Annotated in this window: 14 protein-coding genes; all 14 read left to right on the top strand. The window is 65.1% G+C overall.

Translation table 11 applies throughout. The features are described from left to right. The first annotated feature begins 95 nt into the window (after window positions 1–95). On the top strand, window positions 96–275 hold the full coding sequence (locus GXY33_03015; protein ID NLX04097.1) for a hypothetical protein: 180 nt from the start codon (window positions 96–98) through the stop codon (window positions 273–275). A 3-nt stretch (window positions 276–278) separates the two neighbouring features. After that, window positions 279–1,034 carry a flagellar hook-basal body protein gene (locus GXY33_03010; protein ID NLX04096.1) on the top strand — a complete coding sequence of 252 codons (756 nt, stop codon included), beginning with the start codon at window positions 279–281 and terminating at the stop codon, window positions 1,032–1,034. 15 nt (window positions 1,035–1,049) lie between these two features. Then, window positions 1,050–1,856, top strand: a complete 807-nt coding sequence (gene flgG, locus GXY33_03005; protein NLX04095.1) for a flagellar basal-body rod protein FlgG — start codon at window positions 1,050–1,052, stop codon at window positions 1,854–1,856. Between the two features lie 35 nt (window positions 1,857–1,891). Continuing rightward, window positions 1,892–3,016 carry a flagellar basal body P-ring formation protein FlgA gene (gene flgA / locus GXY33_03000; protein NLX04094.1) on the top strand — a complete coding sequence of 375 codons (1,125 nt, stop codon included), beginning with the start codon at window positions 1,892–1,894 and terminating at the stop codon, window positions 3,014–3,016. Next, window positions 3,013–3,765, top strand: coding sequence for a flagellar basal body L-ring protein FlgH (locus tag GXY33_02995; protein NLX04093.1), 753 nt, complete (start codon window positions 3,013–3,015; stop codon window positions 3,763–3,765). Before flgA ends, GXY33_02995 begins: the two co-directional genes overlap by 4 nt. Before the next feature lie 18 nt (window positions 3,766–3,783). Next, window positions 3,784–4,836, top strand: a complete 1,053-nt coding sequence (locus tag GXY33_02990) for a flagellar basal body P-ring protein FlgI (protein NLX04092.1) — start codon at window positions 3,784–3,786, stop codon at window positions 4,834–4,836. Next, window positions 4,833–5,144, top strand: coding sequence for a hypothetical protein (locus GXY33_02985; GenBank protein NLX04091.1), 312 nt, complete (start codon window positions 4,833–4,835; stop codon window positions 5,142–5,144). The genes GXY33_02990 and GXY33_02985 overlap by 4 nt, the downstream gene beginning before the upstream one ends. Window positions 5,145–5,149: 5 nt before the next feature. Continuing rightward, complete coding sequence (locus tag GXY33_02980; GenBank protein NLX04090.1) at window positions 5,150–5,653, top strand: flagellar protein FlgN; 504 nt, start codon at window positions 5,150–5,152, stop codon at window positions 5,651–5,653. Window positions 5,654–5,666: 13 nt separating this feature from the next. Next, window positions 5,667–7,364 carry a flagellar hook-associated protein FlgK gene (gene flgK / locus GXY33_02975; GenBank protein NLX04089.1) on the top strand — a complete coding sequence of 566 codons (1,698 nt, stop codon included), beginning with the start codon at window positions 5,667–5,669 and terminating at the stop codon, window positions 7,362–7,364. A 56-nt stretch (window positions 7,365–7,420) separates the two neighbouring features. Next, on the top strand, window positions 7,421–9,313 hold the full coding sequence (flgL, locus tag GXY33_02970) for a flagellar hook-associated protein FlgL (protein ID NLX04088.1): 1,893 nt from the start codon (window positions 7,421–7,423) through the stop codon (window positions 9,311–9,313). Window positions 9,314–9,520: 207 nt separating this feature from the next. Next, window positions 9,521–9,976, top strand: coding sequence for a flagellar assembly protein FliW (locus GXY33_02965; protein NLX04087.1), 456 nt, complete (start codon window positions 9,521–9,523; stop codon window positions 9,974–9,976). A 160-nt stretch (window positions 9,977–10,136) separates the two neighbouring features. Further along, window positions 10,137–10,550, top strand: coding sequence for a carbon storage regulator CsrA (csrA, locus tag GXY33_02960; protein ID NLX04086.1), 414 nt, complete (start codon window positions 10,137–10,139; stop codon window positions 10,548–10,550). Window positions 10,551–10,623: 73 nt separating this feature from the next. After that, the gene (locus GXY33_02955) at window positions 10,624–12,060 is read left to right on the top strand and encodes a flagellin (protein ID NLX04085.1); all 1,437 of its coding nucleotides are present in this window, start codon (window positions 10,624–10,626) and stop codon (window positions 12,058–12,060) included. Between the two features lie 233 nt (window positions 12,061–12,293). Next, on the top strand, window positions 12,294–13,327 hold a 1,034-nt coding region (locus GXY33_02950), incomplete at its 3' end, for a hypothetical protein (GenBank protein ID NLX04084.1).

The raw sequence follows: 13,327 nt of genomic DNA, 5'->3' as shown, positions 1-13,327 counted from the left end.
TTAATTTTATGGGGCGTAAAAATCTTCGGTGTTGGCACGGGGGTTGCTTTTAGGAGGGGCGAAGGCTGGGCGGAGACCCGGCCAGGGAGTCACGGATGATGCTCGAGACAACCGGCAATGACAAAGGGGCAGAGGCGTTGAGCGGTCGGGAGTGCGACTGGTCGACGCTGGTCTGTTTGGCTCGGCGGGTGATCCGCAGCGCATCGCTGGCGGTGATGGCCCATGCCGAGCTGGACGCGCGCCGGGACGGTGGGGAAGAAGGCAAGGACGCCTGATCGATGTTGTACGGATTGTACCTTTCGGCTTCCGGGATGGCGCTGGCCCGCCATCGTCAGGACGTGATCGCCAACAACCTGGCGAACGCCCAGACGACGGGCTTTAAGCGCGATCTGGCCCTGTACACGCAGCGGCCGCTGGAGGCCATGGACCTTCCGGGGGGCCGGCGGTTTTTGCCCGAGCATCTGAAGGAGATGACGGGCGGGGGGTTCGCGGCGGCGACTTTCACCGATTTTACCCAAGGCCCCGTGGAAGTCAGCGAGCGGCCCTTGGATGTCATGCTGCAGGGTCCGGGGATGCTGGCGGTTCAGGACGGCGAGAAGGTGGCCTACACCCGCGACGGCAAGCTGACGCTGCTGGGCCAGAAGCTGGTGCGGGCGGTGGACGGCCGGCCGGTGCTGGACGTCGACGGCAACGAGATCTGCTTTAACGGGGCGACGCTGGATCAGCTCACGGTCGACCCGTTCGGGTGCGTGCGGCACTGCGGCGTGCCCGCGGCCCAACTGGGGATTTTCGAGTTCGAGGACCTTCAGAGCCTGGTCAAGCTCGGGTCGAACATGTTCGGCGCGACCGAGCCTCCGCTGCCGGCTGGGCACACGACGGTGGTCAGTGGGGTGTTCGAGGCCAGCGGCGTGAACCCGGCTCTGGAACTGGTGGAGATGATCAAGAACACCCGGGCCTTCGAGTTGAGTTCCCGGATGATCATGCTGCAGGACGAGACGCTGGGACGGCTGGTCAATGAACTTCCGAAACTGTAGACGGAGCGTTAGCGGATGTCAGTAACGGCAATGAACACGGCGGCATCAGGGCTTCACGCCCTTTCGCATCGGCTTGACGTGATCGCCAACAACCTGGCCAACGTGAACACGGTCGGGTTCAAGAAGGCACGAGCCAACTTCGAGGACCTGCTCTACCAGGTCCGCCGCCAGCCGGGATCGGAGAACAGTCTGGGCGACATCACGCCGGCGGGCATTCTGCTTGGGACCGGGGTGCGGCTCAGTTCGACGCAGTTCTGCTTCGAGCAGGGCAGCTTCGATCAGACGGGCAAGCAGTTGGACCTGGCGATCGACGGGGCCGGCCTGTTCCAGGTGCGGGTGTTCGAGGACATGGGCCCCAACGGGATCGGCTACACGCGGGCGGGGAATTTCTTCCGCAACGCCAACGGCGAGATCGTGCTGGGCAACAGCAACGGTTTCCGGCTTGAGCCGCCGATCACCATTTCGGAAGACGCGACGTCGGTGACGATCGGCTCGGACGGCCGGGTGCTGGTGACGACGCCGGGCGCGACGGAGCCGGAAGAGGTGGGGCAGATTGAACTGGCGCGGTTCGTGAATCCCGAGGGTTTGCTGGCCAAGGGCCAGAACGTGTACGTTGAGACGCAGGCCTCGGGCCCGCCGATCGTGGGCGTTCCCACGGAAGAGGGTTTCGGGGCCATTCTGCAGGGCTCTCTGGAGCAGTCGAACGTCGAGCCGGTTCGCGAGTTGGTGGACCTGATCCAGACGCAGCGTTCGTTCGAGTTGAACGGCCGGTCGATCAGCGCGGCCGACGAGATGCTCCAGGCCGTGGTGCACATGAGGTAAGCGATACCCAGGTAAAGGCGTGAGAGACGGTTGAGATGAATTCGCATAGGTTTCCGACAACCCGTTCCCGGCAGAGACTGATACAGGCGGTCTGGCTGAGCCTGATGCTCTCGGGCTCAGCCGCCGCCGTCAGTTCGGATGGGTTGACGGTTCGCCTGCTGCCCGAGGTCCAGGTCGGCGCCTCGGCGGTCAGGCTTTCGCAGATTGCGAAGATCAGCGGACCGGCCGACCAGGCGGCGGCGATGGGCGAGCTGGTGGTGATCGAGTCGGCGGCGGGCGGCGAGGATTTCGAGGTCCGGGCCTGGAAGGTCAGCGAACTGCTTTCGAGCGTCGGCTATGACCTGACCCGGGTGGCGATCCGCGGATCGGCGGTCTGCCGGGTCCAGACGGCGGCGGCGGCAAGTTCGGAGGGCCCGCAGCGTTCCCAGTCGTCCGGCCTGTCGCTCGGCGCGGCGGCGAACGTGGGCGGACCGGCGAGCCTGGAGTCGCGGATTCGGAAAGTGATCTGCGATCAGCTCGTGGACCTGCCCGAGGACGCGAAAGTGAAGATTGATTTTAATCCGACGGTCGGGCCGGTGCTCTCGCTGACCGACCCGCCGTACAGCTTCCGGATCGAGCCTCAGGGCGACGTGCGTCGGCTGGGGCTGATCGGTCTGAAGGTGGAAATCGTCCGCGAGGCCGAAGTGCTGCAGACGGTCCAGGTGCTGGCGAAGGTGGAGGTCGAGGCCCCGCTGCTGGTGGCCCGCCGGACGATTAACAGCAAGGCGGAGATCGGCGAGCCGGACGTGGAACTCCTGTGGCGTCCTATCCGCAAGGTGGGCGAGACGTACGTGACGGCGTTGGACGAGGTGAGCGGCCAGCGGGCGCGGCGGCTGATCCCGCCGGGGACGGTGATCACGGCGGACCTGCTGGAGGCCCAGCCGATGGCCAGCCGCGGTCAACTGGTCACCGTGCTTCATCGGGTCGGAGGGTTGGAGGTCCGGATGACCGGCCGGGCGATGTCCGGCGGGGTCAAGGGCGAGTTGATTTCGGTTCGCAACGAACGGTCCAAGGATATCTTCCGGGGCCGGCTGATCAAGCCGGGCGTGGTGCTGGTCGAGACCGCGCCCCTGCAGTCGGGTCCGGAGTTGGTTGACGGAAGCGAGGTCATCAGGCCATGACACGCCTGTTTGTGTGGTTGATGCGAGCATTGCTGGTCCTTGGTGTGTGCCTGGCGGTGGTCCGGCCGAACGCAGCGAAGGCGCAGTCCTCGTCGCTGTTCATCCGGGCCTCCGCCAGCACGCCGGGACTGGCAGTGCGGCCGGCGGTCCCGGTCGAAGAGGAGGATCAGGAGGGCATGCCCGCCCTGGTCGAGAACTCGTTCTTCTCGGTCAAGCCTCCGCCCAAGCGGATCTTCAAGGTGGGCGACCTGATCACGGTGATCGTCCGCCAGAAGTCCGAGTACAAGCACTCGGGCGACACCAAGCTGGAGCGGGAGGTGGAGATCCAGGCGGCGTTGAAGGATTGGATCCGGTTCAGCGACGCCGGCAGCTCCTGCAAACTGGTGCCGGACACCATGCCCGCCGGCGATCCCAAGATTGACTTCAAGATGGACCGGAGCTTCGAGGGCAACGGCGGAGCGAGTCGCAAGGACGAGGTGATCACCCGGATCACGTGCCGGATCATCGACGTGATGCCGAACAAGAACCTGGTGCTCCAGGGCGGTCCGGACGTGGTTGAGACCGACGACGAGAAGCAGGTGGTGACGCTGACCGGGACGTGCCGGACCGACGACATCGCCGCGGACAACACCATTCTCTCGACCCAACTGCTGGAGACGCACTTCAAGCGGGAGAGCTTCGGCCCGGTGCGGGACTCGATGCGGCGCGGGTGGGCGTACAAGATCTGGGACAAGATTCGACCCTTCTAAGGAACGAGTGGACAGCCGATGAAGAAGACGATCGTGGCGACAATCCTGCTGATGACGACCGCGGCTGAGGCGGTGAAGGTGGCCGACATCACGCACCTGCAGGGCCAGCGGGAAAATCATCTGATCAGCATCGGCCTGGTGGTGGGGCTCAACGGCACCGGCGACGGCGGCAAGTTCGTTCCGGCGATCCGTCCTTTGGCGGCGTTCCTGCAGCACTTCGGCAATCCGGTGATGTCGATCGACGAACTCAAGAACGCCAAGAACGTGGCCTTGGTTTCGGTGACGGCGGCGATCGGCAACAACGGGGCCCGCGAGGGGCAGACCCTCGACGTGCGGATCTCGGCAATCGGGTCGGCCAAGAGTCTCGAGGGCGGCACGCTGCTGCTGACCCCGCTGATGGGCTCGCACCCCTCGGACCCGACGATCTACGCCCTGGCGGGCGGGACGGTGTCGGTGGACGCGGCCAACCCGACCAACGGGATCGTCAAGAAGGGCGCGATCATGGAGCAGGACGTTTTCTACAATCAGGTGGAGAACGGGGCCTTCACGCTGGTGATCGACGACGCCCACGCGAGCTGGCCGATGGCCTCGGCGATCGCCATGACGATCAACGAGGCGGTTTCGGTCCAGTCCTCGCAGCTTCAGTTGGCCACGGCCCGCGACCCGAAGAACGTGGAGGTCGCGATCCCGGCGGCGGAGCGGTTGGACCCGGCCAACTTCATCGCCTGGATCCAGGGTCTGCCGCTGCTCATGCCGGAAAAGCAGGCGCGGGTGACCATCAATCCGACGGCGGGGACGATCGTGATCGACGGCAACGTGACGATCTCGCCGGTGACCATCACGTATCGCGGGATGACCATCAGCACCGAGTCGCTGCTGCGTCAGCAGCGGCAGCAGGAGGGCAAAGCGGACGCCGAACCGGGCGATTTCCGGCTGCCGGACTCGGTGGAGCTTCGGCTGGTGATCGAGGCCCTTGAGGCCCTCAAGGCCCCGTTCGACGATCGGGTGGCGATCGTCCGGGAACTGGCGCGGTCGGGCAATCTACAGGGACAACTGGTGGAGCAGCGATGAGCACGGTCGGCGCGACCAACTCGAACAGCCTGAAGACCTACGTGGCGTCGCTGGGCGCGGCGGATCGCAGCCGGCTGCGGGAGGCGGTCTCGCAGACGGTGGGCGAGGTATTTCTGGGGACGCTGATGCGGGAGTTTCGCTCGTCGCTGGACACGGACAACCCGCTGACGGGCGGGCGGACGGGGGCGATGTTCCAGTCCCAGCTCGACCAGGAGCTGCTCACGCGGCTGGCCGGTTCGGGACGGTTCCAGATCGGCCAGGCGGTGGCGGACCGGTGGTTGGGACCGGTTTCGGAGACGAAGGAGTGACTTCGATGCAGGAACACCAGACGACACTCGAGACGCTGGTCTCCACGCTGCAGGAGCTTCGCGAGCTGCACGAGCAGTTGCTGCTGGCGGCCAGGAACAAGCAGAAGTACATGCGGTCGGGCGAGATCGACTCGCTGGAGTCGTGGTCGGCCCGTGAACAATTTCTGATCGAGCGGATCGGCGAGACGGACGCCCGACGCCGCGAGACGGCCGAGGCCCTGGCCGAAGGGCTGGGCAAGGACGAGCCGGTCACGCTCCGGACGCTGGCGGAGAGCCTGGCCGAGCCGGATCGCAGCCGCCTGCTGGCCTTGGCCGGGGCGATCCGATCGCTGGCCGACCAGGTCTACCAGGTCAACCGAATCAACGATGCGGTGACGCGGGAAATCCTGCAGTGCTTCGCCCAGATGCAGCGGAACGTCGCCGCCGCCCAGGGCGATATCGGGCTTTATGACGGTCGCGGACAGCGGCGGGTGACGCCCACGCTAAACATTCTGGACGCAGTCGGATAGACGGAACGCGGAAATGGGACTGATTAACGGATCACTTCAAATCGGACGCTCGGCCCTGCTGGCCCACCAGGCGGCGATGCAGGTGATCGGCAACAACGTCGCCAACGCCGGCGATCCCAACTACACGCGGCAGACCGCCGTGCTGTCCCCGGTGCGGGGCATGCGGTTGATCGAAGGCTCCGATCCCGGCGCCGGCGTTCAGGTCACCAGCCTTCAGCGGCACATTGACTACGCCCTCGAGCAGCGGCTGCGCTCCTCGATGAGCGAGTTGAATTACGACGACGTGTGCGGCCAGATGCTCTCGCGCCTCGAGGCCCTCTACAACGAGATGACCGACACGGACCTCTCCAGCGCCCTGAGCGAGTTCTTCAATGCCTGGTCCGAGCTGCAGAGCAAGCCGCACGACGTGTCGACCCGCAACGTCCTGGTCCAGGTCGCCCAGTCGCTGTCCGATCAGATCGGCATGTTGCGGCAGGACGTGGTCGACCTCTATCACAACATGGGCCAGGTGCTGGACGAGGCGGTCGATCAGATCAACGACTACGCCGGGCAGATCGCCCGGTTGAACGTGGAAATCGCCAACGCTTCGGCGGCGGGCAAGAGCCCCAGCGCCCTGCTCGACCAGCGGGACAAGATGCTCAAGCAGATCTCCGAGCTGATCGACGTGGAGGTGATCGAGCACCCGGCGGGCGACGTGACGGTCTATCTGGCGGGCGACCCGCTGGTGCAGTACAACTCGGCCCGCCAGCTCGAGGTCCGCCGCGAGGGCAACGGCGATCTGGTGGTTCCCTCGGTGGTGTTCGCCGACAGCGGACGGACCGTGGAGTCCTCCTCCGGCAAGGTCGGGGCGATCACGTGGATGATCGACGACTTCGTGACCGGCAACCTTCAGCAACTCGACACGCTCAGCCAAGGGCTGATCTTCGAAGTGAACAAGATTCACAGCAGCGGCCAGGGTATCGAGGGTTACGCGAGCCTGACCTCGGAGCACGCGGTCAGCGACGCCTCGGCGGCCCTCAACGCGGCCGGCCTGACCTTCTCGCCGCAGAACGGCTCGTTCATCGTCCGGGTGCACGACTCGCACACCGACCAGTACACGGTGCACCAGATCAACGTCGATCTGAACGGCATGGGCGCGGACATGAGCCTCAACGGCCTGGCGGCTGAGCTGAGCGCCATCGCCGGCGTCACCGCCACCGTGCAGGCCAACAACAAACTGAAGATCGAGACCACCAGCAGCAACTACACGGTCAGCTTCGGCGAGGACAGTTCGCACGTGCTGGCCGCGCTGGGACTCAACAGCTTTTTCAGCGGGACCAGCGCCGCCGACATCGCGGTGGCCTCGCCGATCGCGGAGAATCCGCAGTTGATCGCGGCCGGGCGCAACGGGACGACGGGCGACGGCTCCAACGCCGAGTTGATCGCGGGCCTGCGAACCGCCGGCGCCGACTCCCTGGGCGGCAGCAGCATTCCCGATTTCTACCGGACCATCGTCAGCGAACTGGGCACCCAGACGGCCGGGGCGAGGAACAACTACTCGATCCATGCCGCGGTCACCGAGACGCTCCAGGCCCAGCGGGAGGCGATCAGCGGCGTCAACATCGACGAAGAGGCGGTGGACCTGCTGGCGGCCCAGCGGGCCTTCCAGGGCGCGGCCCGGTTCATCAACGTCATCAACGAACTGACGCAGGAGATCATGAACCTGATTTAACGGGTGAAATCACTATGGCAGTCAGTCCCATCACCATATCGCGAGTAAGCAGCAACATGCAGACGCAGATCCTGCTGAGCGGGATGCGGCGGAGCATGGTGCAACTGCTGCAGAGCCAGGAGCAGTTGGCAACGGGGCTTCGCGTCCTGCGTCCCAGCGACAATCCGATCGACACCACCGGTGCGATGCGGCTTGACGACACGCTGGAGGCCCAGGAGCAGTACCTGGCCAACATCGACTACGCGAGCAAGGCGATGAACCTGGCCGACGCCACCCTCGGATCGGTGCACAACCTGACGGTCGAGGCTCACGATCTGGCCCTGGAGAACGTCGGGGCGACCGCGACCGCCGATCAACGGAACGCCGCGGCCACGCTGATCGACTCGATTCTCGGGCAACTGGTGACGCTGGGCAACACCGAGTATCTCGGCACGTTCCTCTTCGCCGGGATGCGCAACGACGTGGCCCCGTTCGCCCACGAGGACGGGCTGGTCCGCTACGTCGGCGACGACAGCCAGGTCAGCATTCAGGTCTCCGGCGACATCAACGAGCCGGTCAACCTGACGGCCCGGCAGGTGTTTGGCACCGGGTCGGGCGTGGTCGCCTCGAGCGAAGACCTGATGACGGCGGCGGCCGGCGCGACGCGGCTGACGGACCTGTCCGGTGCGATGAATGAAGGCGTGCGGAACGGGACGCTGGTGATCGAGGGTTCGGTCATCGGCCGCTATCAGATTGACACGAGCGACTGTGAGACGGTGGGCGATCTGATCGCGAAGGTCAACGACGCATTGCCCGCGTCGGTGTCGCTTTCGCTTGAGGCCTCAGGCCGCTCGCTGCGGCTGGTTTCGAGCAACGGCGGCGAGACGCTGCAGGTCACCGAATCCGGCCAGGGGACGATCGCCCATGACCTGGGTCTCTATCAGCCGACGCCGGGCGGAAACGCGATCGCCGGCGACGACTTTGGCCCTCGCTTGGTTCCCCAGACTCCGCTGAGCCGGCTCCACCAGAACGCCGGCATCGACCAGGCGAGCGGCATCATCATCACCAACGGGACCAAGTCGATTACATTGGACTTCAGTTCGGCGACCACCATCCAGGACGTGATCAGCACGATCAACACCTCCGGCGTGGGCGTCGAGGCTCGCATCAGTCCGGACGGCACGGGCATCGAGATCGCCAGCGTGCTGGCCGGCGGCAACCTCAAGATCGCCGAGAACGGCGGAACGACGGCGGCGGATCTGGGCATTCACACCTTCACCGCGGCCACCGCTCTGGCCGACCTTAACGGCGGAGCGGGCGTGGACGAGGTGGACGGAGCCGACTTCCGCGTCACCGCCTCCGACGGTTCGGCCTTCGACGTGGACATCGCCGGCGCCGCGACCGTGCAGGACGCCATCGACGCGATCAACGCGGCGGCGGGCGCATCCGGCGTGGCCGTCCAGGCGTCCCTGGCCGCCACCGGGAACGGCATCATCCTGACCGACAACACCGGCGGGCCCGGCACGATGCGGGTGGCCCGGTTGAACTACTCGAACGCGGCTGAGGATCTGGGAATCCTCGGCGAGACCTCCGGCGGCAACCAGATCGTCGGGACGGACGTCAATCCGACCAAGGAGGAGTCGCTGTTCGCGTACCTGATCGATCTTCGCGAAGGCCTTCTGGCCAACGACACGCAGGCGATCGAACAGGCGGGCGCGAAGCTTGAGAGCTATCTGGATGAGTTGAACCGCTACCGCGGGCGTCTCGGCTACATGGCCCGGGCGATCGAGACCCGCCGGGAGCGGACGGAAGACGCGACGCTGTCCACCAAGGCCTTGCTCAGCGAGATCAAGGATCTCGACTACACCGAGGCCATCACCAGGTTTCAGCAGTACCAGACGGCGCTGCAGGCGAACCTGACCACGGGCGGACAGATTATGAATACATCGTTGTTGGATTTTCTGCGATAGGAGCCCCGGAGATGGCCGGAACGGCTTCTGAGCTGAGAACGTTGGGCGATAGCCCCGTGGTTTGGGCAGTCGAGGCCCGATGCCCGAACCGCGCCGACTTGTCCGCCGTTTCGAACGTGCGGGCGGACGGTGAGTGGAACCTCACCGCCCGATCGAAAGTGTCGGTCGGGTAAGTCAGGCAGGATGCGGGCCGCTATGGAGCAGATCATGCAGATTGAAACGTCGAGATTTGGGTCGGTGGAGATTGACGACAGCCGGATCACGCAGTTTCCCAAAGGGCTGGTCGGATTTCCGCACTGCGTCCGGTTCGCCCTGATGCAGACGAACGACGAGGGTGTGTTCTTCTGGCTCCAGTCGGTGGAGCGGGCGGAACTGGCCTTTGTGGTGTGCGATCCGCGGGTGTTCGTGCCCGACTACCGGATCCCGATCAAGGGCGAAGACCTGGAGCTGATCGGGCTGGAGTCGCCGGACGACGCCCAGGTGCTGGTGATCGTCAACAAGGTGGACAACATGTTGACGGGCAACCTGCAGGGCCCTCTGGTGATCAACGCCAGGAGCCTGACCGGCGCCCAACTGGTCCTGTCGGACAAGCGGTACACGACCCGATATCCGCTGATCTCGCTGGACCGCCGTGAGCGGGTGGCGATGAGCAAGACGGCTTAGAGCCCGATCTTGCCCGGTCGCGAGCACAGGGATGGCTCGGCCCGGGCAGGGCGGACCCGACGACCGATCCGGCGACGGCCGCGACGCCGTCGAGACCGGAACCGGAATGGAGCCCGCCAGGACGGTCTAAGCATTGGCATGACCAAGGAAGGAGCCGAGGATGTTAGTGCTCTCGAGACAGAAAGACGAGACCATCATGATAGGAGACGACGTGGAAATCACGGTCGTCGATATTCGAGGGGACAAGGTTCGGCTCGGCATCACCGCTCCGCCTCATATTCCCGTGCACCGCAAGGAGGTCTATGAGGCGATCAAGCGGGAGAACCGGGCGGCCTCGCAGGTCACCCCCGACGATCTGAGTTCCCTGTCATCCAGCGGCGCCGCGAGCGGTTCGGAGGGCAACGGTCCCTCCAACGGCAAGTCGGGCGCGAACGAGCCCGGGTCGCGCGAGCAGACCCGCAAGGGGCCTCGGGCGCGTCGGAACGGTGCGGCGGCTGATCAAAATAGTAGTCAAATCGAAAACCACAGTGCCAAAGAACCCGGTCGTGACGGACCACGACCGGAGGGGACGTAAGTGCCTCAGGGTCCTCCGGCGGCCCGCGTGCGTAAGACCGGAACGGACCTCACGAAGTCATGGAGGATCAGTGATGAGTAGGATTAACACGAATGTCGGTGCCCTGGTAGCCCAGACCCACCTGGCGCGGTCGCAGCAGCAGTTGCAGTCCACCCTGCAGCGGCTCTCGAGCGGCCTCCGGATCAACCGCGGGGCGGACGACCCGGCGGGCCTGATCGCCAGCGAGACCCTGCGCTCGGAGATTTCCGGGATCGGTCAGGCGATCGCCAACTCCGAACGCGCCTCGAACGTCATTGCCACGGCGGAAGGGGCCCTCAACGAAATCGCCTCGATGCTGACCAGCCTTCAGGAGCTGATCGTCGGGGCGGCCAACGAAGGGGCGATGTCCGAGGATGAGATCGCGGCCAACCAGCTTCAGGTGGACTCCGCCATCGAATCCATCACCCGCATCGCCAACACGACCACGTTCGCGGGGCTTCATCTGCTCAACGGGAGCCTCTCCTACGTGACCAGCGGCGTCGACGAGACCTCGCTCCAGAACCTGCACGTCTACTCGGTGCAGTTCGGGACCAACGACTACATTCCCGTCAACGTCCAGGTGGTGACCTCGGCCCAGAAGGCCCAGCTCCAGTTTCAGAGCGCCAAGATCAACGAGAACATCACCATCCAGGTTCAGGGGGCCCAGGGCGTGACCGAGCTGTCGTTCAGTTCGGGCACCGCCGCCTCCGCGATCGCGTTCGGGGTCAATACCTTCTCCGACGCCACCGGAGTCCAGGCCCAGTACATCAACTCGGCCAACCCCTCCAGCGGGATCAGCTTCCAGTCGACGGAGTACGGCTCCAGCGCCTACCTGTCGGTCAAGGCGCTGCAGGCCGGCGCCGCCTTCGAGTTGGTGAATCCCGAGGGCTCGCCCAACAACTACGACACCGGCCAGGACGTCACGGCCACCGTCAACGGCATCCTGACCCAGGGCGACGGCTTGAGACTGACTCTCCAGAGCATGGGCCTGGACCTCGAGATGCTGGTGGCTGAGGACTTCGGACTCGACAGCACCAGTTTCGCCATCACCGGCGGCGGGGCCAAATTCCAATTGGGCCCGGCCGTCAACAGCAACCAGCAGGTCAACATCGGGATCCGGTCGGTGGCGGCCTCGAGCCTGGGTAACCAGGACATCGGCTACCTCTCGCAGATTCGCACCGGCGGCGACTACTCGCTGGTCACCGGCCACGCCCGCGAGGCCAGCGATATCGTTCAGGAATCCATCCGGCAGATTGCGATCCTGCGAGGACGACTCGGCGCCTTCGAGCGCAACACTCTGCAGACGAACATCAACTCGCTGCAGGTCGCCCTGGAGAACGTCACCTCCAGCGAGTCGCAGATCCGCGACGCGGACTTTGCCTACGAGACATCGCAGTTGACCCGAAACCAGATCCTCAGCCAGGCGGGTACAGCTGTGCTGTCGATCGCCAACACCACGCCGCAGTCGGTTCTGGCCCTGCTGGGCGGATAGCCCATCGCGAGCGGAACCGGCGCCTGATCCGGTCAGCGATCCAAGGGCCGACGGTCGGAACTCCCGACCGCCGGCCCTTATCCGTTGTTGCCAGACCACTTTCAAAGGCTCGCCATTCCGAGCTTGCCCGACGGCGTTTCCATGGATACACTGCGCGCCTCGTGGTCAGGTTTCGCCGATCACCGGCCCTCGGCCGGACGGCAGGACAGGTAACGGACGGAAGGAGGCATATCATGCCCGGTCTGATGCTCAACGAGGACGATTCCCATTTCTACGGCTCGCGCACGCCCGATCAGATGACGGTCGAGGGCTGCCAGGAACTGGTCGATCACTACGTCAGCCCGCAGATGAAGGAACTGATCTTCAACCCCAACGCCATGCGGACCAGCTTTCCCTCCAAGGTCTGGGAGCCGATCTGGGCGGACTACGATCCGAACGGACCGGAGGTTCAGGAAGCCCTCAAGAACCGGGATCTGTGGAAGAACTTTGCCAAGCTCTGGCCCCACAACGCCCGGCTGCTGGCCGAGAAGGGCATCGACGCTTACAAGATATGGCTGGACTATACCCGCCAGAAGGGGATCTCGGCGTGGGTTTCGATGCGGATGAACGACGTCCACGACGTGTCGGTGCCGGAGTCGCTTCTGTTGTCCGATTTCTGGCGCAGCCATCCGGAGTACCGGCGGGCGGGCTATCGCATGGAGAGTTGGCCGGACTACGCGTTCGATTATGGCCGCCCGGAGGTCCGCGAGCACCACATGAAGCTGATCCGCGAGTATTTCGAGCGGTGGGACTTCGACGGCTTCGAGATGGACTGGATGCGGTTCGGCTTTCACTTCAAACCGGGTTTCGAGCAGGAAGGGTGCGCGCAACTGACGGATTTTACCGCGGAGGTGCGCGACCTGGCTGAGAAGTGGTCGGCCAAGCGCGGCCACCCGATCCGTCTCGCCGCGAGGGTGCCCACCCGTCCCGAAGCGGCGCTGGGGTTGGGTATGGACGCGATCGAATGGGCCCGGCGCGGGCTGGTGGACGTGGTGGTCGTAACGCCATTCTGGACTTCGACCGACACCGACATTCCCGTCGAGATGTGGCGGCAACTGCTGGGCGACAAGGTGGCCATTGCGGCGGCCCTGGAGATCGGCCTGATGCCCTCGCCCGAATCGTTCGCCGACGGGCGGTTCCTGCACACCGCTGAGACCGCCCGTGGGACGGCGGCTTCGTTCCTGCATCGTGGGGCGGATCGGGTCTACCTGTTCAACTACATGGACTC

The organism is Phycisphaerae bacterium, from assembly GCA_012729815.1.
Classification (GTDB): domain Bacteria; phylum Planctomycetota; class Phycisphaerae; order JAAYCJ01; family JAAYCJ01; genus JAAYCJ01.
This window is presented reverse-complemented; position numbering and strand designations above follow the sequence as displayed.

What these genes read in the sequence shown, in the direction of transcription:
- GXY33_02980 (NLX04090.1), top strand. Translation starts at nt 5,150, where the DNA reads ATGCAGGAACACCAGACGACACTCGAGACGCTGGTCTCCACGCTGCAG.
- GXY33_02990 (NLX04092.1), top strand. Translation starts at nt 3,784, where the DNA reads ATGAAGAAGACGATCGTGGCGACAATCCTGCTGATGACGACCGCGGCT.
- GXY33_02955 (NLX04085.1), top strand. Translation starts at nt 10,624, where the DNA reads ATGAGTAGGATTAACACGAATGTCGGTGCCCTGGTAGCCCAGACCCAC.
- csrA (NLX04086.1), top strand. Translation starts at nt 10,137, where the DNA reads ATGTTAGTGCTCTCGAGACAGAAAGACGAGACCATCATGATAGGAGAC.
- flgL (NLX04088.1), top strand. Translation starts at nt 7,421, where the DNA reads ATGCAGACGCAGATCCTGCTGAGCGGGATGCGGCGGAGCATGGTGCAA.
- flgG (NLX04095.1), top strand. Translation starts at nt 1,050, where the DNA reads ATGTCAGTAACGGCAATGAACACGGCGGCATCAGGGCTTCACGCCCTT.
- GXY33_03010 (NLX04096.1), top strand. Translation starts at nt 279, where the DNA reads ATGTTGTACGGATTGTACCTTTCGGCTTCCGGGATGGCGCTGGCCCGC.
- GXY33_03015 (NLX04097.1), top strand. Translation starts at nt 96, where the DNA reads ATGATGCTCGAGACAACCGGCAATGACAAAGGGGCAGAGGCGTTGAGC.
- GXY33_02985 (NLX04091.1), top strand. Translation starts at nt 4,833, where the DNA reads ATGAGCACGGTCGGCGCGACCAACTCGAACAGCCTGAAGACCTACGTG.
- GXY33_02995 (NLX04093.1), top strand. Translation starts at nt 3,013, where the DNA reads ATGACACGCCTGTTTGTGTGGTTGATGCGAGCATTGCTGGTCCTTGGT.
- GXY33_02965 (NLX04087.1), top strand. Translation starts at nt 9,521, where the DNA reads ATGCAGATTGAAACGTCGAGATTTGGGTCGGTGGAGATTGACGACAGC.
- flgA (NLX04094.1), top strand. Translation starts at nt 1,892, where the DNA reads ATGAATTCGCATAGGTTTCCGACAACCCGTTCCCGGCAGAGACTGATA.
- flgK (NLX04089.1), top strand. Translation starts at nt 5,667, where the DNA reads ATGGGACTGATTAACGGATCACTTCAAATCGGACGCTCGGCCCTGCTG.